The sequence below is a fragment of the Cytobacillus sp. FSL R7-0696 genome (assembly GCF_038006865.1).
Lineage (GTDB): Bacteria > Bacillota > Bacilli > Bacillales > Cytobacillaceae > Cytobacillus > Cytobacillus kochii.
The window spans coordinates 3,275,220-3,293,626 of sequence record NZ_JBBOWA010000001.1; the positions used below are offsets into that span (position 1 = coordinate 3,275,220).

Annotated in this window: 23 protein-coding genes and 1 riboswitch; of the genes, 18 read left to right on the forward strand and 5 right to left on the reverse strand. The window is 36.3% G+C overall.

Annotated features, from left to right (window positions below; translation table 11 throughout):
* The first annotated feature begins 6 nt into the window (after positions 1-6).
* The 8 genes from MKX29_RS16940 to MKX29_RS16975 all read left to right on the forward strand — a co-directional run bounded on the left by MKX29_RS16940 (position 7) and on the right by MKX29_RS16975 (position 7,443).
* On the forward strand, positions 7-375 hold the full coding sequence (locus tag MKX29_RS16940; protein WP_341106694.1) for a hypothetical protein: 369 nt from the start codon (positions 7-9) through the stop codon (positions 373-375).
* Positions 372-1,547, forward strand: a complete 1,176-nt coding sequence (locus MKX29_RS16945) for a rhomboid family intramembrane serine protease (protein ID WP_341106696.1) — start codon at positions 372-374, stop codon at positions 1,545-1,547. Before MKX29_RS16940 ends, MKX29_RS16945 begins: the two co-directional genes overlap by 4 nt.
* A 170-nt stretch (positions 1,548-1,717) precedes the next feature.
* Positions 1,718-3,178 (forward strand): spore germination protein, encoded by a 1,461-nt coding sequence (locus tag MKX29_RS16950; RefSeq protein ID WP_224935979.1) that lies wholly within the window; start codon positions 1,718-1,720, stop codon positions 3,176-3,178.
* A gap of 117 nt (positions 3,179-3,295) precedes the next feature.
* A complete protein-coding gene (locus MKX29_RS16955; RefSeq protein ID WP_224935980.1) occupies positions 3,296-3,502 on the forward strand; it encodes a YqgQ family protein in 207 nt (68 codons plus the stop codon).
* A 30-nt stretch (positions 3,503-3,532) separates the two neighbouring features.
* Positions 3,533-4,474 carry an ROK family glucokinase gene (locus tag MKX29_RS16960; RefSeq protein ID WP_251161985.1) on the forward strand — a complete coding sequence of 314 codons (942 nt, stop codon included), beginning with the start codon at positions 3,533-3,535 and terminating at the stop codon, positions 4,472-4,474.
* A 77-nt stretch (positions 4,475-4,551) separates the two neighbouring features.
* Positions 4,552-5,736, forward strand: coding sequence for a M14 family metallopeptidase (locus MKX29_RS16965; RefSeq protein WP_251161984.1), 1,185 nt, complete (start codon positions 4,552-4,554; stop codon positions 5,734-5,736).
* Positions 5,737-5,934: 198 nt separating this feature from the next.
* Positions 5,935-7,056 (forward strand): YqgU-like beta propeller domain-containing protein, encoded by a 1,122-nt coding sequence (locus tag MKX29_RS16970; protein ID WP_341106702.1) that lies wholly within the window; start codon positions 5,935-5,937, stop codon positions 7,054-7,056.
* A gap of 66 nt (positions 7,057-7,122) precedes the next feature.
* Positions 7,123-7,443: an MTH1187 family thiamine-binding protein gene (locus MKX29_RS16975; RefSeq protein WP_251161982.1), complete on the forward strand. Its 321-nt coding sequence runs from the start codon at positions 7,123-7,125 to the stop codon at positions 7,441-7,443.
* A 51-nt stretch (positions 7,444-7,494) separates the two neighbouring features.
* Here MKX29_RS16975 and MKX29_RS16980 read toward each other — a convergent pair whose 3' ends face one another.
* Positions 7,495-7,668 (reverse strand): DUF2759 domain-containing protein, encoded by a 174-nt coding sequence (locus tag MKX29_RS16980; protein ID WP_095372578.1) that lies wholly within the window; start codon positions 7,666-7,668, stop codon positions 7,495-7,497.
* Between the two features lie 257 nt (positions 7,669-7,925).
* Between MKX29_RS16980 and MKX29_RS16985 the strand changes: the two genes are divergently transcribed.
* Complete coding sequence (locus MKX29_RS16985) at positions 7,926-8,564, forward strand: MBL fold metallo-hydrolase (RefSeq protein WP_341106705.1); 639 nt, start codon at positions 7,926-7,928, stop codon at positions 8,562-8,564.
* Entirely contained in the window at positions 8,564-9,625 is a 1,062-nt protein-coding gene (locus MKX29_RS16990) for an SAM-dependent methyltransferase (protein ID WP_224935985.1), read from the forward strand. The genes MKX29_RS16985 and MKX29_RS16990 overlap by 1 nt, the downstream gene beginning before the upstream one ends.
* A 61-nt stretch (positions 9,626-9,686) precedes the next feature.
* Here MKX29_RS16990 and MKX29_RS16995 read toward each other — a convergent pair whose 3' ends face one another.
* Entirely contained in the window at positions 9,687-9,932 is a 246-nt protein-coding gene (locus MKX29_RS16995) for a DUF2626 domain-containing protein (protein WP_095372581.1), read from the reverse strand.
* 84 nt (positions 9,933-10,016) lie between these two features.
* A complete protein-coding gene (locus MKX29_RS17000; protein ID WP_095372582.1) occupies positions 10,017-10,706 on the reverse strand; it encodes a helix-turn-helix transcriptional regulator in 690 nt (229 codons plus the stop codon).
* A gap of 264 nt (positions 10,707-10,970) precedes the next feature.
* On the opposite strand from MKX29_RS17000, the gene comGA reads away from it, so the two are divergent.
* Genes comGA through MKX29_RS17040 form a run of 8 tightly spaced genes read left to right on the forward strand, consistent with a single transcriptional unit; the run spans position 10,971 to position 15,158 of the window.
* A complete protein-coding gene (gene comGA / locus MKX29_RS17005; protein ID WP_341106707.1) occupies positions 10,971-12,041 on the forward strand; it encodes a competence type IV pilus ATPase ComGA in 1,071 nt (356 codons plus the stop codon).
* Positions 12,028-13,059, forward strand: a complete 1,032-nt coding sequence (gene comGB / locus MKX29_RS17010; protein WP_341106709.1) for a competence type IV pilus assembly protein ComGB — start codon at positions 12,028-12,030, stop codon at positions 13,057-13,059. Before comGA ends, comGB begins: the two co-directional genes overlap by 14 nt.
* Positions 13,059-13,376 (forward strand): competence type IV pilus major pilin ComGC, encoded by a 318-nt coding sequence (gene comGC / locus MKX29_RS17015; protein ID WP_224935988.1) that lies wholly within the window; start codon positions 13,059-13,061, stop codon positions 13,374-13,376. Before comGB ends, comGC begins: the two co-directional genes overlap by 1 nt.
* The gene (comGD, locus tag MKX29_RS17020; protein ID WP_341106712.1) at positions 13,313-13,804 is read left to right on the forward strand and encodes a competence type IV pilus minor pilin ComGD; all 492 of its coding nucleotides are present in this window, start codon (positions 13,313-13,315) and stop codon (positions 13,802-13,804) included. Before comGC ends, comGD begins: the two co-directional genes overlap by 64 nt.
* Entirely contained in the window at positions 13,788-14,087 is a 300-nt protein-coding gene (locus tag MKX29_RS17025) for a hypothetical protein (RefSeq protein ID WP_224935990.1), read from the forward strand. The genes comGD and MKX29_RS17025 overlap by 17 nt, the downstream gene beginning before the upstream one ends.
* Entirely contained in the window at positions 14,074-14,532 is a 459-nt protein-coding gene (comGF, locus tag MKX29_RS17030; protein ID WP_251161975.1) for a competence type IV pilus minor pilin ComGF, read from the forward strand. Before MKX29_RS17025 ends, comGF begins: the two co-directional genes overlap by 14 nt.
* Positions 14,513-14,908 (forward strand): competence type IV pilus minor pilin ComGG, encoded by a 396-nt coding sequence (comGG, locus tag MKX29_RS17035; protein ID WP_341106717.1) that lies wholly within the window; start codon positions 14,513-14,515, stop codon positions 14,906-14,908. The genes comGF and comGG overlap by 20 nt, the downstream gene beginning before the upstream one ends.
* 58 nt (positions 14,909-14,966) lie before the next feature.
* Positions 14,967-15,158, forward strand: a complete 192-nt coding sequence (locus MKX29_RS17040; RefSeq protein WP_095372590.1) for a YqzE family protein — start codon at positions 14,967-14,969, stop codon at positions 15,156-15,158.
* Between the two features lie 194 nt (positions 15,159-15,352).
* Here the strand turns inward: MKX29_RS17040 and MKX29_RS17045 are convergent, their stop codons facing one another.
* Together MKX29_RS17045 and MKX29_RS17050 are read right to left on the reverse strand one after the other, a co-directional pair.
* On the reverse strand, positions 15,353-16,150 hold the full coding sequence (locus MKX29_RS17045) for a YqhG family protein (RefSeq protein ID WP_224935993.1): 798 nt from the start codon (positions 16,148-16,150) through the stop codon (positions 15,353-15,355).
* On the reverse strand, positions 16,137-17,816 hold the full coding sequence (locus MKX29_RS17050) for a DEAD/DEAH box helicase (protein WP_281202271.1): 1,680 nt from the start codon (positions 17,814-17,816) through the stop codon (positions 16,137-16,139). Before MKX29_RS17050 ends, MKX29_RS17045 begins: the two co-directional genes overlap by 14 nt.
* Before the next feature lie 264 nt (positions 17,817-18,080).
* Positions 18,081-18,176, forward strand: a riboswitch (glycine riboswitch).
* Positions 18,177-18,407 lie beyond the last annotated feature (231 nt).

The window sequence follows — 18,407 nt, forward strand, 5'->3', positions numbered from 1 at the left end:
AAAACAGTGCATAGTAAGGAAGCTTATTTATTTTGGTCATTGGCCAATCATCTGCTACATCAAGAAGAATATCGCTTCATTCAGCTTTCTGAAAAACAAGATGAACTCTGGATTGAGAAGTTAGAGAATAAACAGACAAAAATCATTCGTTTGCTAAGGAAGGATTTAGATTGGAGTAACTGGTTACAAAGAGATATAGAATCAGTTGCCTTTAATGGTGAGCGTATTCGAAAACAAGTAAGGCATAGAGAAATGACTGTCCTCAATATATATATATTTCACCATTTGTACCTGTTGACGATTATGAGGATAAGCTTAATAAGCCCTTTCAGCATTCTAAACTGGAGAAGACAACGGTTGAATCTGTCATTATGACTATGGATAGTCTAGAAGAGGTAGCTAAACAGCTGCAGCAACACTTTATGAAACCTCTTCTCTTCTTAGAAGAACCATCTGATGATATTGATGAACAAGTAATCGAAAACTTAAAAAAACAGACATTATGGCTAGCAGCAAATAAAGCGAAAGAAGAAAAAGAGGTTTTTAATCAAGGTAAGCCCATATTTACATATCTATTTATTGTGCTACAAGTCCTAGCTTTTCTTTGGCTGGAGTGGAAAGGTGGAAGTACAAATACCTCGGTGCTGATTGAAAGTGGAGCAAAATATAATCCACTTATTTTGGCAGGTGAGTGGTGGCGTTTTTTTACACCGATCATTTTACATATTGGTTTCCTGCATTTATTGATGAATACTCTTGCTCTTTTTTATTTAGGCTCTGCTGTTGAACGAATAATGGGCAATACAAGGTTTATAGTTATTTACTTGTTATCTGGTTTTATGGGTTCATTGCTTAGTTTTATTACTAGTCCCAACGTATCAGCTGGAGCGAGCGGAGCGATATTTGGCTGTTTTGGAGCGTTGTTTTTCTTTGGAATATTGAAACCCAAATTATTTTTCCGCACAATGGGTATGAACATTATCATTGTTCTTGTGTTTAACCTTGCATTAGGCTTTATGATACCAGGAATTGATAACGCTGGTCATATTGGTGGTTTAATTGGCGGGTTCTTAGCAACGGGAATCGTTCTTTTGCCTAAGAAGAGAAACAGGATTGCTCAACTATTGATAGCTTGTTTCACGGCTCTTCTCATAAGTGGAGGACTCTATTATGGCTTTCACTTCCCTAATGATCAAACACAAGAAGAGATGGCTTTGATTGAAGCACAAACTTATTTAGAAAAAGAAAATTACTCAATGATGATTAAAGAGCTTACTCCGTTTGATAAAGAAGGTGCAACCGCACAAACTTATTTTTTATTGTCCTATGCGGAAATTCAAATAGGGGAAACAGAGAAAGCGAAGCGTCATTTGCATCTTGCTATTGAAGTAAACGAACAATTCCATGAAGCTTACTATAATCTTTCCTTATTATATTTAAGGGAAGGCCATACGGATGAAGCGAAAAAGTATCTTGATCAAGCTGTAGAATTACACGACTCAGAAGACTATCGGCAGCTACAAGACAATTTAAATGAAAACAAATAAGATATTTCGACAGGAAGGGAATATTTCCTAGGAAATTCTACATCTTTTCTTAGAAACTTAAAAAACTTGTTGTTTAACATAAAGTAAAAGGAATCAACCTCTTAGGAGGGTATGATTCCTTTTTAGTATGTCTATGATGTTTGTTAGGAATATATTTGAGAGGTGAACTCATGGAAACAAACAAACATCATAAAGTATCTAAGGAATTGATTAACAATACATCATATTTAAAAGAAGCATTAGCAGTCGGAAAAAACTTTGATGTGTTACAAATAGATGTGGAATATACTGGGATTGACATGGCGATCTATTTGGTTGATGGCTTTGCTAAAGATGATATTATGAATCGGTTAATGGAATTTCTTGCTCAGCTTGGAAGAGAACAATTAGAAGAGGATACTGTTCCGAAGCTAATGAAGAGATATATCCCTTATATCGAAATTGCTACAGAAAGTGATCTGGATGCAATTGTTGATGCTGTATTAGCTGGTCAAACGGCATTGGTCATTGATGGAGCAGATGAAGCGATATTAATTGATACAAGGACTTACCCGGCCCGCGGCCCAGAAGAGCCTGATATTGAAAGGGTTGTAAGAGGCGCAAGGGATGGCTATGTTGAAACATTAGTTTTTAATACAGCACTAACGAGGAGGCGCGTAAGAGATCGGACGTTAAGAATGGAGTATTTACAAATCGGTAGACGCTCAAAAACTGATATTGTCATTACATATATTGAAGATATTGCAGACCCTGAGTTGGTCAATAAAATAAAAGATAGTGTATCTAAAATTGATACAGATGGCTTACCGATGGCCGAGAAGACAATTGAAGAATATATTTCTGGTCAGCATTGGAATCCTTATCCGATGGTTAGGTATACAGAGAGACCGGACACAGCAGCTTCGCATTTATTTGAGGGTCATGTATGTATCATTGTGGATGGTTCACCGAGTGTGATTATAACCCCGACTACGTTCTGGCATCATTTGCAGCATGCAGAGGAATATCGAAACAAACCGATTATTGGTGCTTATTTAAAATTCGTTCGCTTTATTTCTGTATGGGCTTCGTTGTTCCTTTTACCTATTTGGTTCTTATTTGCTGCAAATCCAAGTTTATTACCAGATTCCCTATCATTTATAGGACCAGAGGAGGCAGGGAAAATCCCTTTGATTTTGCAAATCTTAATTATTGAGGTAGGTATTGATATGCTGAGGATGGCCTCCATTCATACCCCCTCGAGTCTTGCTACTGCTCTCGGCTTAGTAGCGGCACTCATGATTGGTGATTTGGCTGTTTCAGTTGGCTTATTTACAAGTGAGGTCGTTCTTTATTTTGCCATTGTAGCAATTGGTACGTTTGCAACACCAAGTTACGAATTAGGATTAGCTAATCGAATTGTCCGTATTGTATTATTATTACTGACAAGTGTATTTCATATGTATGGTTTTATCATCGGTATTACACTATTTGTCATTTGGTTATCTAAAATGAAGTCTTTCGGCGTCCCTTATTTATGGCCGTTTATTCCCTTTAACCTAAGAGCCTTTAGAGATGTCCTTTTACGTTCACCAATGCCTTTGAAAAATAGACGTCCGAGAATGTTGCATCCGAAAGATCCAGATAGATAAATGATCACTTTTCTTTTGATCGTTAGAATTACTCTTTCTCTCATGTTTTAATGATTGAGGAAGAGTTTTTTTTCGTTTATACTTTGCTTTATGAAAGAAAGAATCGAGGGAATGAATGTGAAAAGTTTTTATGATGTACAACAGTTGTTAAAAGCATATGGTGCCATTATTTATATGGGTGAACGTTTATTGGATATTGAAATGATGGAGCTTGAAGTGAGTGAATTATATAAAGCAAAAATAATTGAAGTAGATACCTATCGAGATGCTTTATTAGTCTTAAGGGCTGAGAGAGAAAAAGAGAGAAAGAAAACAAGAGAATAGTTGCTCATTACTTCTCTAGGGGGTGTTGTTTTGTTTGTTGGTGTGGATATAGGGGGTACAACAATTAAATTTGCTTTTGTTAACGAGAATGGCGACATTCACTTAAAATGGCAAGAAAAGACGAAGCAGAATTATACAGACAACAGTTTAGCAGAGCAAATAACCACTTCAATTGAACATCATAGAAAGAGGGCGCAAATAAAAAAAGAGCAGATTTTATCTGTTGGAGTCGGTGCCCCAGGACCGGTAGATAGCAAAAATGGAATTTTACTTTCAGCAACAAATATAAATTTGTCACCTCATTACCGCTTACAAAAAGAACTATCAGATTACATGGCGCTTCCAGTGATATTAGAAAATGATGCCAACTGTGCAGTGTTAGGCGAACGCTGGGTTGGTAGCGGAATTGGCTACAAAGACATTGTACTTTTAACAATTGGTACTGGTATCGGTGGTGGCATTATTAGTAATGGTCAGTTAACGCGTGGGAATGGTGGTTCTGCTGGTGAAATAGGCCATATCAAGGCCGTATCTTCTTATGGCGTGCGATGTAATTGTGGAAAATGGGGTTGTCTTGAAACGATTGCCTCAGCTACTGGAATAGTACGTGTGGCTAAAGAAATCATTGATTCTAACAAGAACACATTATTAGTTGACCATTTATCAGTTCAGAATATCTTTCACTTTGCAGGTAAGAATGACATAGTTGCTAAGGAAGTGGTTCAAAGAACAATGAAGCCATTAGGCATTGCCTTAGCGAATGTAGCAGCAATACTAAACCCTGAGGTGATTATAATCGGTGGCGGGGTTTCTCAAGCCGGTAAATTATTGCTAGAGCCATTACAATCCTATTATGACGAAAACTTATTTCCTGAGATGCGAGGGTCTACTTTATTGAAACTAGCTACTTTAGGGAATGATGCAGGAGTAGTAGGTGCCGCCTGGAGTGCAAAGCAATTAATAATAGGATAAGGTTTCTGTAATAGTGAGTAAGTCATCTTTTCTTCTCATTCATCATATGTATGAACTGATGGAGAGGAGGATAAAAGGTGAAGATTAAAGTTAGGTCAGGTGATTCTTTATGGTACTACAGTCAGCTGTTTATGGTTCCGATTAATTTAGTCATTGATAGCAATCCACAAGTGGACCCTTCCTCATTGCAGATTGGCCAAAGCATTCAAATTCCTGGCTTTCATACATCTACTATTCAACTTCAAAAAGGTGATTCACTATGGCAAATAGCATCAAAGAATAATCTCCCTGTCGATGCATTGCTTTTATTGAATCAGCAGTTACAGCCTCAAAATCTACAAGTAAATCAAACAGTCCTAGTGCCAACAAGAGTGATTATGCCTTTAATGGATAGGAAAAAAAGTTATAGTTTTAAAACTTTGCAAGACGACCTCAAACAATTAAAAGAAGTTTATCCATTTATAAAAATAAATGAGATTGGTTATTCGGTGACAGGCAAGCCTTTATATGAGATAAGAATCGGTACGGGTGAAAAGCAGGTCCATTATAATGCGTCATTTCATGCCAATGAATGGATTACGACGCCTGTCCTTATGTCTTTAATAAATGCCTACTTGTTATCTATGACTAATGCGAAACCTTTAAGGGGAATTGAGACTTTACCTTATTATAGTCGTGTTGAGTTATCGGTTGTTCCAATGGTCAATCCTGATGGAGTTGACTTGGTTTTAGGGGGACCGCCAGAAGGCTACAAAGAAGAAATATTAGCAATTAATGAACAAAAAGATGATTTTTCCCTATGGAAGGCGAATATTAGAGGAGTAGATTTGAATAAACAATATCCCGCAAATTGGGAATATGAAAAAGAAAGAAAGCCAGATGTTCCGTCATCTCGAGACTTTCCTGGATATGAACCGTTATCCGAGCCTGAAGCGATAGCGATGGCCAATCTTGTTGAGAATAATAACTTCAGCTTATTATTAGCTTTCCACACACAAGGTGAAGAATTTTACTGGGGATACGAAGGACTTGAACCGCCTGATTCAAAAGTCATTGCAGATGAATTTGAACGAGTAAGCGGTTATCGTTCCGTTCAGTATGTGGATAGTTTCGCTGGGTTTAGAGATTGGTTTATTAAAGAGTATCGACGGCCAGGCTTTACGATGGAACTGGGAAAAGGAGTAAACCCACTGCCATTATCACAGTATGAAGACATGTATGAAGAAATGCTTGGTGTCTTTTTAGCTTCACTTTATCTTTAATAAAAAATAGTTGTTGCTTGTATTTCCTCCATAATCAGTATAAAATTTACTATTGATTACAATGTTTTTGGGAATTAATTAGGAAGAATTTCGTAGAGAGCGAAGAAAAGCCGGAAACGGCTTTTTCTCGCGTCTATTCAGATAAAAGTGCGCTAGAATGAAGCTAGATTGGAATTCGATGGGGGGCAAGCCAAGTTTATGAAGCACAAAGCGGAACACCAAGATTATATGCTCATATTGCTTTTATTTTTTTCCACAATGATTATAGCTGGCTGTCAAGTGAATGAAACAGGTGATAAGCCACCTGTTAAAGAAACGAATATGACAGAGAAGCAAACTTCAAAACAATCAATTATTATACCTCTTGCTGTTTCAGAATCTGATCAAATTTTCTTCTTTGGCTGGTTAGATGCCAAGCACTTATTATTCCTCAATCACAAAGATGAAACATTGAACAAAATCTTTAAATATAATATTTATACCGGAGAACAAGAGTTGTTTTTTGAAGGTGAGGCACCAATTAATAATGTCTATATTAGCCCAGATCAACAATATATATTTGTCCAGACTGAACCAAGTAATCAAAAATGGCGTATTGCTATAGTGGATCATAAAGGTGATTACATATTGCAGGAGTTAATAGATGGCACCGAACTAGCTGTTTCTTGGAATCAATATGATCCGACAAAGTTATTGGTTTCGAGTTTTGCCGAGGACTGGTCTTACACTTCTTATTTGATATCAGCTGAAACAAAAAATATGGAACATATATCTATAGCGGAGCCGTTTGTCCATTGGTTAAGTCCTGATTCATTTGTGTATTTGGACTGGAGTACGGTTGGACCTTCAATTGTGACGGAGTTAAAAGAACAAAAGAAGACAGGAACGGCGGAAGTGAAGAAAGAAAATGTGTATTTTGTTGATACATTCAATGATTTAATGATGACCATTGGTGTAAACGAAAATCATGATGAAGAGGCACGATACACATTTATGAATAATGACTTTGAATCGGTGTTATCTTTTTCAGTTCCTCATTTAACAAGCTTTTCCGGTTGGATGGTTCCACAATATGCCATGCTGGATAAAGAGTTTTTCTACTTTAAGCCGGAGTACAGTACAGATGCAGATACGTATCGGGGTAGCTTTGATTTCATGGCTACAGATTTGGAAACGGGAGAACAGACCGTATTATTAGAAGATATGGACAACGAACCTCTTTCCTGTTCTAATAAAGCCAATGCCTGTTTATATGGTCATTATTTAGATAAAGTCATTTTATTAGATGAGAAAGAAGTCATTTCACTTATAAAATCTTGAGCAGATAAATTTTCTTCGCTCTTTATTTTGTGCATACTAATATTGATATTTAAAGGAGATGACATGATGGCAATAGTAGACGTAACAATTATTCCAATAGGAACGGAGAGTCCAAGTGTATCAGCTTATGTAGCAGATATTCAAAAGGTTTTAAAGGAATATAAAGATGCTGGGAAAATTGATTACCAATTGACACCGATGAATACACTCATTGAAGGAGAATTACCAGTGTTATTCGAGGTTGTCCAAGCAATGCATGAAGTTCCATTTGAAAAAGGACTTGCGCGAGTGGCAACAAATATTCGCATTGATGACCGTAGAGATGTAAAACGTCAGATGGCGGATAAAGTTAAACGAGTAGAATCATTGTTACAAGAGGATGAATGATAAATAAAAAGTCTGCCCTTAATGAGGCAGACTTTTTATTTACATCCCCTTTTAATGGACAGCTGGGAATCCGCTATGAATTAATGTCATCACAGCAAACCATCCGAAAACGGCAGCTGTCCCGAAAGCGAATACAATCCCTAGGAGATTTTTGTTTCGTAGTGCACTGATTAGACCGAAAATTGCTAAAATAGCTGTTAAACCAGTAATAATTACTAGTCCCATGTTTATAGCCCCCTTTTCATTCAATCAACAAATGAGTCTATGCTCATTCCTTGCAAAGGTTTGGAACCGTATGTAATACTTATTTTTACATTCACATCATATTTTATACTTTTTTTCAAATTTTGTCGAGGTATATTCTACGAACTTTTCAGATAATAACATTTTAAGGAAGATACATCAAGTCCATTAACCATGTTTGCTTCTCGTAGACTATAGAGTTGTGTACAATAAAAGAAAATAACCAAGGAGGAATTCATTTGAAATACGCACAGTTACCATTAGGACCATTACAAACGAATTGCTATCTTCTTATAAAAGAAAACAAGAACTGTTTAATTATTGATCCAGGGGGAGAAGCAACAAAACTAATCAAAATAATGGATGATGAAAAATTGAATCCGAAGGCGATCCTTTTAACGCATGCACATTTTGATCATATTGGTGCAGTAGATGACGTAAAAGAAAAGTACCAAATTCCTGTTTACATACATGAAAATGAAAAGGACTGGCTAATAGATCCAGCCTTAAATGGTTCAGCAAGATTTCAAATGGGCACAGCGATACGTTTACAACCTGCCGATGAGTTATTTGTAAAAGAGCAAGAGATAGATATCTCAGGGTTTTCCTTCAAAGTATTAGAGACACCGGGTCATTCTCCTGGTAGTGTCTCCTTTTATTTCGCAGACATTGCCTTGCTGTTTGGTGGGGATGCCCTTTTTCAAGGCAGTATTGGGCGAACAGATCTACCTGGTGGCCATCATGAGACGCTTCTGCAAAGCATACATGATAAATTACTCATTTTACCTGAAGACACACTCGTCTTGCCAGGACATGGGCCAGTGACTACTATTGCCAATGAAATGGACACTAACCCTTTCTTGAACGGTTTTTCATAATGAATCCGATCATCCGCTATATCGAAGAAAATAGGATGGAACGGCTTACTTACGCCGATTTTATTCAGTTAGCCCTCTATCATCCTGATTTTGGATATTATATGAAGGATGATAAAAAGATTGGTGTAGACGGGGACTTTTATACATCAGCAACAATGTCACCTATGTATGCAACAATAATCGCTAAATGGTTTATAGAGCAGGTGAGAGTGAATCAACTGCCTGCGGCCGTGTTAGAAATGGGTGCAGGCGATGGTTCATTTGCTCAAGTCTTTATTAATCAATGGGAAGAGATGACAGATGAGACGCTAGTTTATATATTAGTTGATGAAAGCCCTCATCATAGAAGATTACAAAAGGATAAATTAAGTAAACATCACAGTGTAAAACTTCATTTTCTTCAATCATTAGATGAATGTCCTACGTTTTCAGGGCTTGTTTTTTCTAATGAACTACTTGATGCGCTACCTGTTCATTTAGTAGAAAAAAAAGATGATTGTTTATATGAAATAATGATTACTTCCAACCAAAATGTGCTAAACGAAGTCTATATTCCTATCGAAAATCAGAAAATCATTTCATACATCGAACAAATGTCGATTTCTTTATACAATGGCCAAAGAATGGAGATTCCATTATTTATGGATGGCATAAGTGCATCGATTAGCGATGTGTTAGAAAAAGGACTTGTATTGACAGCTGATTATGGTTACACGGACGATGATTGGTTAATGCCGACGAGAAAAGATGGCAGCCTGAGGGGATACAGGAAACATCAGCTTATCCCCAATATCCTTACACACGCTGGTGAGATGGATATTACTCATGATGTGCACTGGGATTCGTGGATCCGTTTTGGTGAGAAGTATGGGTTGACTTTTATGCAGAAATGGCGGCAAGATGAGTTTTTAATTGCATCTGGTATTCTAGATGAATTATCCAATCATAGTGGCGATCTATTTTCAAATGAGGCTAAGAAAAATCGTGAGATTCGAACATTATTAATGGATAGTGGAATCAGCCAATCGTTTCAGCTTGTTCTTCAGATAAAGAACCTTTAAAAACACAATAAAAAGAGGATGACGTTGCATCCTCTTTTTATTGTGTTTGTTATGTGTGCTTTTAGTGTGACCCCATACCTGGTACCATCATAAAGACAGTCCAATATGTGAATCCGATAAAGGCAACAGTCAAGTATGCGCCAAAAATATAAATGTACATACGCTCTGTAAGCTTTAAGTAGCCTAGTAGCACAAAGAAACCAGTTTGGCCAAGGAATAGTAGTGCTGGTGTATACATATCACCTACATAAAACATAATTGCAAAAATAGCAGTCCAGAATCCCATCACTCTATACATGCGATCCATATGTATCCCTCCTTTAACACACACATATGTCCATTACTCAATAATTATAAGGTAATACTTGGTTAAAAGTAAACAGTATGTTTTTTATTTTGCGACAGCTTCATAAGAACATGAAATACACCCGTTTAACATATTACCCAATTCCCTTAATTCTATATCTAAAAAAACCGTCTCAAACATGCCTCGTAAAAATTCAAAGTGCATATGACATATTTCACCTTGATTTTTCTTTGCGGTTTCTTTAAAGGGACAATTAAACATTTCAAACATGATCTTTTTTCCATCAAAATTAAATTCTGGCTGAAGACCAGCCACTTCTGCTGCTTCAATGACGAGAGCTAATTTTCTTTCAAATGAGTCCTCTAATGTAACCATTTGCCTGTGTAATGCTGTCTCCATCAATTTCTCGCCATATTTTTTACCAGTTATATATAATGCTTTTTTTCCTTCTGGCCCAAGTGTAATCATTGTTTCGAGAAGAATATCTGATAACATTTGATAATTCCGATAAGGAAAATGTAGTCCAATCTCGCTATCAGTTAGGTGATAGCGCTTGCTCGGTCGGCCACCTTGACCGGTTTTTTCTATTTTAGCTTCAAGCATGTGGATTTCTGCGAGTTTTGATAAATGCAATCTAGCAACATTCGGGTGAATAGAAAACTCTTTAGCAATTTCTTTAACAGTGACAGGGAAATGTTTTTTAAGAACATACTGATAAATATAGTATCTCGTTGGATCGGATAATGTATTCGTAATTTTTAATGTTTCATTCATTATTCTCACCTCTCATATGGTTGTCATTATTCTTTTTTTCGTGATATGAATAGGATTTTAAAGAAGCGATTGCACTGTCAGTCATTTGTGGATGTTTTATATTTGTTAATACCATTATATAGTAAAGCGTGTTGAAAGAGGAGAGGGTAGAGGGAATCTCTTAAATGTTCAAAAAAAAGTTAAAGAAAAGGACTAAAATCATGCAGGAAACGATCTTTTTTTGGCGAATAATAAAATATCTTAAAAAAGGTGGTGACTAATTACTTGGTCTCAATGCAACGCATGGCTACCTTAATTTTAAGGGAAGCTGTGAAAACAGAAGTAACAGATATTCATTTTGTCCCCAGAAAGAATCACACAATCATTTATTTCCGCTATGGCAAGCGCCTTGTCCCTAAACATTACATCCCTCATTATGAATCTGACCGTTTAATTTCTCATTTCAAGTTTATTGCATCCATGGATATTGGTGAAAAACGAAAGCCACAAAATGGCGCCTATTCTACAGATATTGAAGGATATGAGATAGGCTTACGTTTCTCCACATTGCCCTCTCAATACAATGAAAGTCTTGTCATCCGTATCCTGCCACAATCGTCTCATATTTCTTCTCACAATGTTTCACTATTTCCAACGATGTCCCGAAAAATCCTTGCTATGCTTAAACATGCGCACGGGATGATCATACTAACTGGTCCGACCGGTAGTGGAAAAACCTCAACCTTATATAGTCTGCTAAATGACAATTCCAACCTATTCAATCGAAGTATTATCACTTTAGAAGATCCGATTGAGAAAAAGACTGACTCCTTACTGCAAGTCGAAGTAAATGAAAAGGCAGGCGTAACATATGCTACTGGTTTGAAAGCTATCCTTAGGCACGACCCGGACATAATTATGGTTGGGGAAATACGCGACGCCCAAACAGCTAAAATAGCTGTGAGAGCAGCATTAACTGGGCATTTAGTATTAACGACGATGCATACGAGAAATGCTGTTGGAGCCATACATCGTTTAGTGGAGTTTGGGGTAGCGTGGAAGCAAATAGAACAAACGTTAGTAGCCATAACAGCACAGAGGCTTGTAGAATTAACCTGCCCATTTTGTGAAGGAGAATGTACCGATTTCTGTTATAGCTGTGGAAGGTTAAAAAGAGCTGGTGTGTTTGAATTATTGAATGGAAGGGAATTGAATCAAGCTTTGAAAGCGGCGAAAAGTAGTCAGAATAATTACGAACCATATTTTTCGCTCAAGTCAGCTTTGAAAAAAGGGGTAGCCTTAGGGTATGTAAAAGAAAGTGAGTTTAATCGGTGGATTTTAGATGAAAAAAGTTAAATGGACATTAAAGGAGCAATGCGACTTCCTTAAGAAAGTAGGAGAATTATTATCCAGGGGTTATTCGCTCTCAGAAGCGATGGCGTCGGCGAGTTTGCAATTGACCTTAGAGAAAAAGCTCCAATTACAAGAGGTTATTTATCAGTTAAAAGAAGGTTTCCATCTGCACTCGGCCCTAGGATCAATGAACTTTAATTCACACCTAGTTGGTTATGTCTTTTTTGCTGAGCAACATGGGGGATTACAACAAGCTTTTATTGATGGCAGTGAAATGATGCAAAAGAGGGGAGAGGATATGCGAAAGTTAAAAAAGGCATTAATGTATCCATGTTTCTTATTCCTTATCACCATACTACTGTTTTTTCTCGTTGAAAAAATCATTCTTCCTCGATTTACCTCACTTTTTCAGTCGATGAATGTCAACGAAAATACCTTTATGGTACTCCTTCAATGGATTGGTTCTGTTGCTCCTCTATTTTTAATTGTAATGTTCATCCTGTTACTATTTAGTTCTTTGTATTACTACTTTATTTTTCGACGGTTATCAATGATCAGACAAGTATCTCTTGTTGTTCGCATACCGATTGTTGGCAAACTAGTCTCCCTTTTTTATACACATTACTTTGCTATCCAATTGCATTATTTACTTGCAGGTGGGATGTCTATCACAACTTCCTTGAACTTATTTGCTAAAGATGAAAAACAACCATTAATGAAGGAAGTTGGTCAATATTTGCGTCGTAAGCTAGAAAATGGTGAACAATTAGATGAATTGATTCAGGTTTTTCCCTTTTTAGAATTAGATTTAAGGACAGTTATTCGTCATGGGCAGCAAAATGGAAAGCTAGAAGAAGAACTACAATTCTTTAGCCGCTATTGTCTGCAGCTGTTAGAAGAAAAAATAGATCAATTAATGAAAGTAATACAACCCACTATTTATCTTATTGTTGGTTGTTTAATCATTTCATTGTATTTGGCAGTAATGTTACCAATGTTTCAACTAATGGAGGGCGTATGATGAAAAACATAAATAATGAAAAAGGGTTTACCATGATTGAAATGATGATTGTCTTGTTAGTCATATCTGTACTTTTAATTATTACAATTCCAAACATCACAAAAAACCAATCGGCAATAAACGAAAAAGGCTGTAGTGCTTATACAAAAATGGTTCAGAGTCAAGTCCAATCGTATGAATTAGCTAATAATAAGCTTCCTGAGTCATTGGATGTGCTTGTGACGGAGGAGTATTTAAATGAAGGTGAAACAACATGTCCGACCGGAGAAACACTTGTTTTAATAGATGGCATTGTGACGGCGGTGAGAGACGAATAAATTTACAGTCAGGGTTTACTTTGATTGAATCATTAATTGTTTGGTCTGTTTTTAGTGTTATTCTTTTTATTACTGCTATAAGCATGCAGCACCAATTTGAAGAGTATGATAATCAAGCTTTCTTTGCCAAACTTGAAGGTGACCTTCTATATGCTCAGCAGTATGCGATTGTAAATCAAACAACGGTTAGTGTTTATCTTTTACCTGATGAGCATGAATATATCTTTTCTAATGGTCGAAATATTTTCCTTCGTCAGAAATATAGTGAGGATTATTTCATTACTAGCGGTACAATGCCATTACATTTCAAATTTTTAAATACTGGGAAAATTAACCGTTTCGGTTACTTGCAAATCAAAAGCTCGCTTAAGCAGTACAAATTTGTTTTTCAAATAGGCAGAGGGAGATTTTATGTGGAAGCATACTAGTGGTTTTATGCTCATTGATTTACTCTTCACGTTATCGGCGATGCTTTTAATCGCCACTCTTTTTATTCCTGTCATGATTCGTCTCTATACGTACACACATATAGAAAATTTGAGATATGAAGCCACTCAAATTCTATATGAGGAAATGATGGACAATGATAGGGTGCTACCTAGGACGGTGAGAAAAGACGAAATATCATTTCACCTTTTTAACAGTGAGGATAATAATATTTGTATCTCTTATCTCTATCAACGAGAAGTGATGATCTGTGAAAAGTATTAAAAGAAACGGCTTTACGTTAATAGAAGCACTTATAACTTTAGCTTGCTTTTTAATCATTGTGAGCTTTATGCCACTTGTGTTTAAGGTTATTTCCGTTAACGAAAATATTGATGAAAGAAAGCAAAAGATTGAATGGCTCGTATTTATTCAGCAATTAAAAAAAGAAGTACGCGTTGCTGAGAAGATATCATTAGATAATCGAGGGGTGCTCATTTTATTAATAGACAATCAATCTATTAGCTATGAAAAATATGGTGATAAGTTAAGAAGGCGTGTGAATGGGGCAGGGCATGAAGTTGTGTTACAAAAGCTTCAATCCGTTCAATTTGAGGTGAAGGAAGATAACATGGTGCTTATTTATAAAAATATTTTCCAAAAAGAGTATCGGTCTTCTTTTTATCAAATGAAAATAAGGCGTACAAACGGTGACGAAGAAAATGAATGAAAAGGGACTCTTTTATCCTTTTGTATTAATCCTCATTGTTTTGCTTTCTTTTGTGATTACCATTCAAGCAAATTTTTTAATAAGAGAAAAAAGAATCTTGAAATTAAGTAGTATCCTTTTACAACAGGAGTACTATTTTAAACAATCTATTATTTATTTAGATGAACAATTTCATTTGAATGGTGAGCTACCAATAGAAGGGGAGTATTCATTCAATCATGGAACGGTTTATTATGATTTAGAAGATCAAGAAGGAAGCCTCATCAAAATCATTCTGGAAGTACAAATAAACGGTGTTGCGAACGTAGAAGCGATTGCGTATTATTCATTGATTGAAAGAGAAGTGGTCAAATGGATAGAAATCGAGAGAAAATAATAGGAATAAATGGTTTATGAATGGGAAAGACTAGTAGCTAAAAAAGCAGGGATGCCAGATGAATTCTAATGATTATGTCAAGTTTATTACTCAGACATTCGTTCAATATATGGAACAACCAAAGTCTGAGAGAAAGAAACAAAGAATAGAAAGAAAGCAAGAAAAAGCGCCTGTTTTATTTAGGTGGTTTGGAATTGTACCTTATCTTTTGTTTTACGGAATGAAAGGAACGAAAAAAAGAAATCATTAATCAAACGACAATCAACAAAAAATATGAACAAACCCCATTGTTGGGTTTGTTCATATTTTTTTAGTATCGATAAGAATATTGGTGCCACCGTTGTAAAAAGAAAAATGAGGAATACGCTAGCAGTATGGTTAAGCATAGGTACTTAAAAAATGTTCCCTTAAGCAATCTCATGAGTCGTCCACGTTAGTTAATGCTTAACTAATCGCTTCATCTGTTAAATAAAATAATCCACCATTAACAATAGAAATATGAACTTGGGGTTCATATTGCTCTTGTAATGCAGTCATTTCGTTTTCGAAGCTTTCTCCTTTTTCATCCGCATCTTCATAGAATCTTTCTAATAATTGCAGGTCCTTTTGCCATCTTAGTCGTGCTTCATCTGCCCATGTGTGATCTTCCTTTTCAATTTCCGACTGTAAAAAATTCGCCACACGCATCACACCACTTTGAGGCTTGATAAATGGTGACAATGTAAAGCTAAAGTCTGGTATTTTAGGAGTAAGTGATAAATGAAGGAGCTTATCATGGAATTGTTCAACCATCTGCCCGTTAATTAAGTGCAAGCCGATTGACTTGAACAAATCTTTTTTACGATCACATTGATAGGATATCCGTAGATTTAGCCCTAGCCAAGGACGTAAGGCAGTTTGCGTTCCTGGTGGGGCCTCGTAATTTTCATACAGACGGATATAACCAGCCAAGTTTTTCGTCGATTGAAAAATTTGATGCAAGCGAGGTGATCCAAAGTGAATAATCTCTCCCTTTATATCATCTGGTGCTAAGGACGGGTTGGTTATAAGTGTAAGTTCCATAGGGTTTGCAACACCGCCTGTTTTCTCTAAATAATGCCAATAAAAGGGACGGTTCATTAATTCCTTGTCTAATTCTACTGTCAACTGAATGACTAAATAGCCTGGTTTATTTTCAAGGATTTCACAATGATTGGCATGAAAGTATCTTAATAGAAAATGGTGGATTTCATGTTGCTGCATGTTGATTTTCCTCCTTTACGGACTCAGCAAATTCAATCATAGATGTTAAATTATCCATTTTTATGCGCATTTCTCCTTCTGAAGCCGATTGCCCGAAAATATCAATTAGGTGATCATTAATACTGCCAAATTGTAGTTTAGTTAAAATATCATCCAATTCGCCAATCACTTTTTCGAAGAGATGGATTTTTTCATACAATAGTTTGAGTACATGTTCTTCTACCGTATCTTTTGTGGCGAAGTTATAAATATGGACATCGTTTTTTTGTCCAAGACGGTGAATTCTACCTATACGTTGTTCAAGTCTCATCGGATTCCAAGGAAGATCGAAGTTAATGATATAACTACAGAATTGTAGGTTGATCCCCTCACCGCCTGCTTCTGTGGCAATTAACACCTGGGCATGGTTTTGGAATAACTCGCGCATCCAATCTTTCTTCCCACGTTTGAAACCACCGCGAAAAGGAACAGACGTAATGTTATGCTGTTTTAAAAACCATTGTAGAAATAGCTGTGTGGCACGATATTCTGTAAAAATAATGACTTTATCATTGATTTGTTGAATGATCTCTAATGCTTTTTGTGCTTTTGCATTTTGTTGGATATTTTCTACTAACCCAATTAACTCTTCCATTTTTTGCTGAAAGGCAACTGAGGGTTGTTCCTGTTTCTTTAACATATTTCTTAAAGTGTAAAATACCGCTTCGCGACTGCTACATGCTTCACGTTGTAAAGTCATAAGTGAAAATTGGCTATCAGTCATCCAATTACCTTCTCTGTGCATGGAAGAAATCGCATCATATAAGGCTCTTTCTTCTTTTGAGAAATGGATGGGAACGGTTTCGACATGTCTTTTTGTCCATTCAATACCCGTATCTTGTCTACGATTACGAATCATTACTTTATTGACTAGTTCCTTTAAACCTTCATCATCATCGAGAGAGCGTGCATTTTTTTTGTATTTTTCATAAAAAGATGTTTCTGTTCCTAAGTGACCTGGTTTTAACAAAGAAACAAGATTAAAGATCTCACTAATTCGATTTTGTATAGGTGTTGCTGTAAGGAGTAAGCAAAATTTCTTTTTTAAAGACTGTACAAATTCATAGTTTTTCGTTTTATTATTCTTTAATTTATGCGCTTCATCAATAATAATCAAATCATAGTTTTGTTCAAAGACTAAACTCCTATGTGGTTCTCTTTTTGCTGTGTCGATTGATGATACGACGACATCACATTGCTCCCACACATAGCTCTTTTTTTGAGCGACAGCTGGGATGAAGAACTTACTGTTTAATTCAATTGCCCACTGAGACACTAAGGAAGCGGGTACAAGGATGAGTGCTTTCTTTACAAGCCCTCTGATCATGTATTCTTTTAATATTAACCCTGCTTCTATCGTCTTCCCTAATCCGACTTCATCAGCTAGAATTGCTTTACCATTCATGTTTTCCACTACTTGTTCGGCAACCTCTAGTTGATGTGGTAGTGGGGTGAGGTTTGATAAATGTTTGTCTACTTGCAGTCCATCAAACGCAGGGATGACCGTTTGATTCTCAACCTCAATGGTAAGCTTGAATAAATCCCAGTTTCCCCATGGTCCATCATTATCAATACGATTTTGAAATTCATCTTGCCAAGTTGCATCAAAATTTATTTGTAAAGTCATTTGCTCTCTCCTTTTTATACGAACGTTATTTTAAATTTATACATATAATGTTCGTATTAAGCTTAAGTCTTGTTGAAAAAACATGAGATTTTTAAATAAAAATATTGCTCAAATAATGATAGGATGGTAGGATGTAAGTAGCTTTGAAAGTTGTGAATTTTCAACGCTAAATCTGCAAATACGTACAATACGTCTTTGTAAGCTTCGACTCTCTAAAGCAGTTAATTATAGTATGTGCAAAAATGGAAAAAATTATAAACGCGAATGATAGCAAGGGGAGAGACTGCAGTGCTGCAGCGCCGAAGGAGCAAACAATCATCGTATTGTGAATCTCTCAGGCAAAAGAACACTTGCTTGACGCAACTCTGGAGAGAGCTCAAGGTAATAAGCGAGCCACCAAAGGGGAAAGGCTGCAATATCGCCGTAAACTCTCAGGTGAAAGGACAGAGAATCTGCTCAAATGATCGGTTTTGAGGAGATTCTCTGTCCTTTTTTGTGTGCTTTAGAAAACTTAGCTTCTTTAATGGGTTAAAGTGGAAAGCGTTTAGCTTTCGTCGTAGCATTTGGCGAGAAGCCAAGTACTTCTATGGC

Excerpts from the sequence above, each read along its gene's own strand:
- MKX29_RS16945 (WP_341106696.1), top strand. The coding sequence starts at position 372 with ATGACTATGGATAGTCTAGAAGAGGTAGCTAAACAGCTGCAGCAACAC.
- MKX29_RS16950 (WP_224935979.1), top strand. The coding sequence starts at position 1,718 with ATGGAAACAAACAAACATCATAAAGTATCTAAGGAATTGATTAACAAT.
- MKX29_RS16970 (WP_341106702.1), top strand. The coding sequence starts at position 5,935 with ATGAAGCACAAAGCGGAACACCAAGATTATATGCTCATATTGCTTTTA.
- MKX29_RS16975 (WP_251161982.1), top strand. The coding sequence starts at position 7,123 with ATGGCAATAGTAGACGTAACAATTATTCCAATAGGAACGGAGAGTCCA.
- MKX29_RS16980 (WP_095372578.1), bottom strand. The coding sequence starts at position 7,668 with ATGGGACTAGTAATTATTACTGGTTTAACAGCTATTTTAGCAATTTTC.
- MKX29_RS16990 (WP_224935985.1), top strand. The coding sequence starts at position 8,564 with ATGAATCCGATCATCCGCTATATCGAAGAAAATAGGATGGAACGGCTT.
- MKX29_RS16995 (WP_095372581.1), bottom strand. The coding sequence starts at position 9,932 with ATGGATCGCATGTATAGAGTGATGGGATTCTGGACTGCTATTTTTGCA.
- MKX29_RS17000 (WP_095372582.1), bottom strand. The coding sequence starts at position 10,706 with ATGAATGAAACATTAAAAATTACGAATACATTATCCGATCCAACGAGA.
- comGB (WP_341106709.1), top strand. The coding sequence starts at position 12,028 with ATGAAAAAAGTTAAATGGACATTAAAGGAGCAATGCGACTTCCTTAAG.
- comGC (WP_224935988.1), top strand. The coding sequence starts at position 13,059 with ATGAAAAACATAAATAATGAAAAAGGGTTTACCATGATTGAAATGATG.
- comGD (WP_341106712.1), top strand. The coding sequence starts at position 13,313 with ATGTCCGACCGGAGAAACACTTGTTTTAATAGATGGCATTGTGACGGC.
- MKX29_RS17025 (WP_224935990.1), top strand. The coding sequence starts at position 13,788 with ATGTGGAAGCATACTAGTGGTTTTATGCTCATTGATTTACTCTTCACG.
- MKX29_RS17040 (WP_095372590.1), top strand. The coding sequence starts at position 14,967 with ATGAATTCTAATGATTATGTCAAGTTTATTACTCAGACATTCGTTCAA.
- MKX29_RS17045 (WP_224935993.1), bottom strand. The coding sequence starts at position 16,150 with ATGCAGCAACATGAAATCCACCATTTTCTATTAAGATACTTTCATGCC.
- MKX29_RS17050 (WP_281202271.1), bottom strand. The coding sequence starts at position 17,816 with ATGACTTTACAAATAAATTTTGATGCAACTTGGCAAGATGAATTTCAA.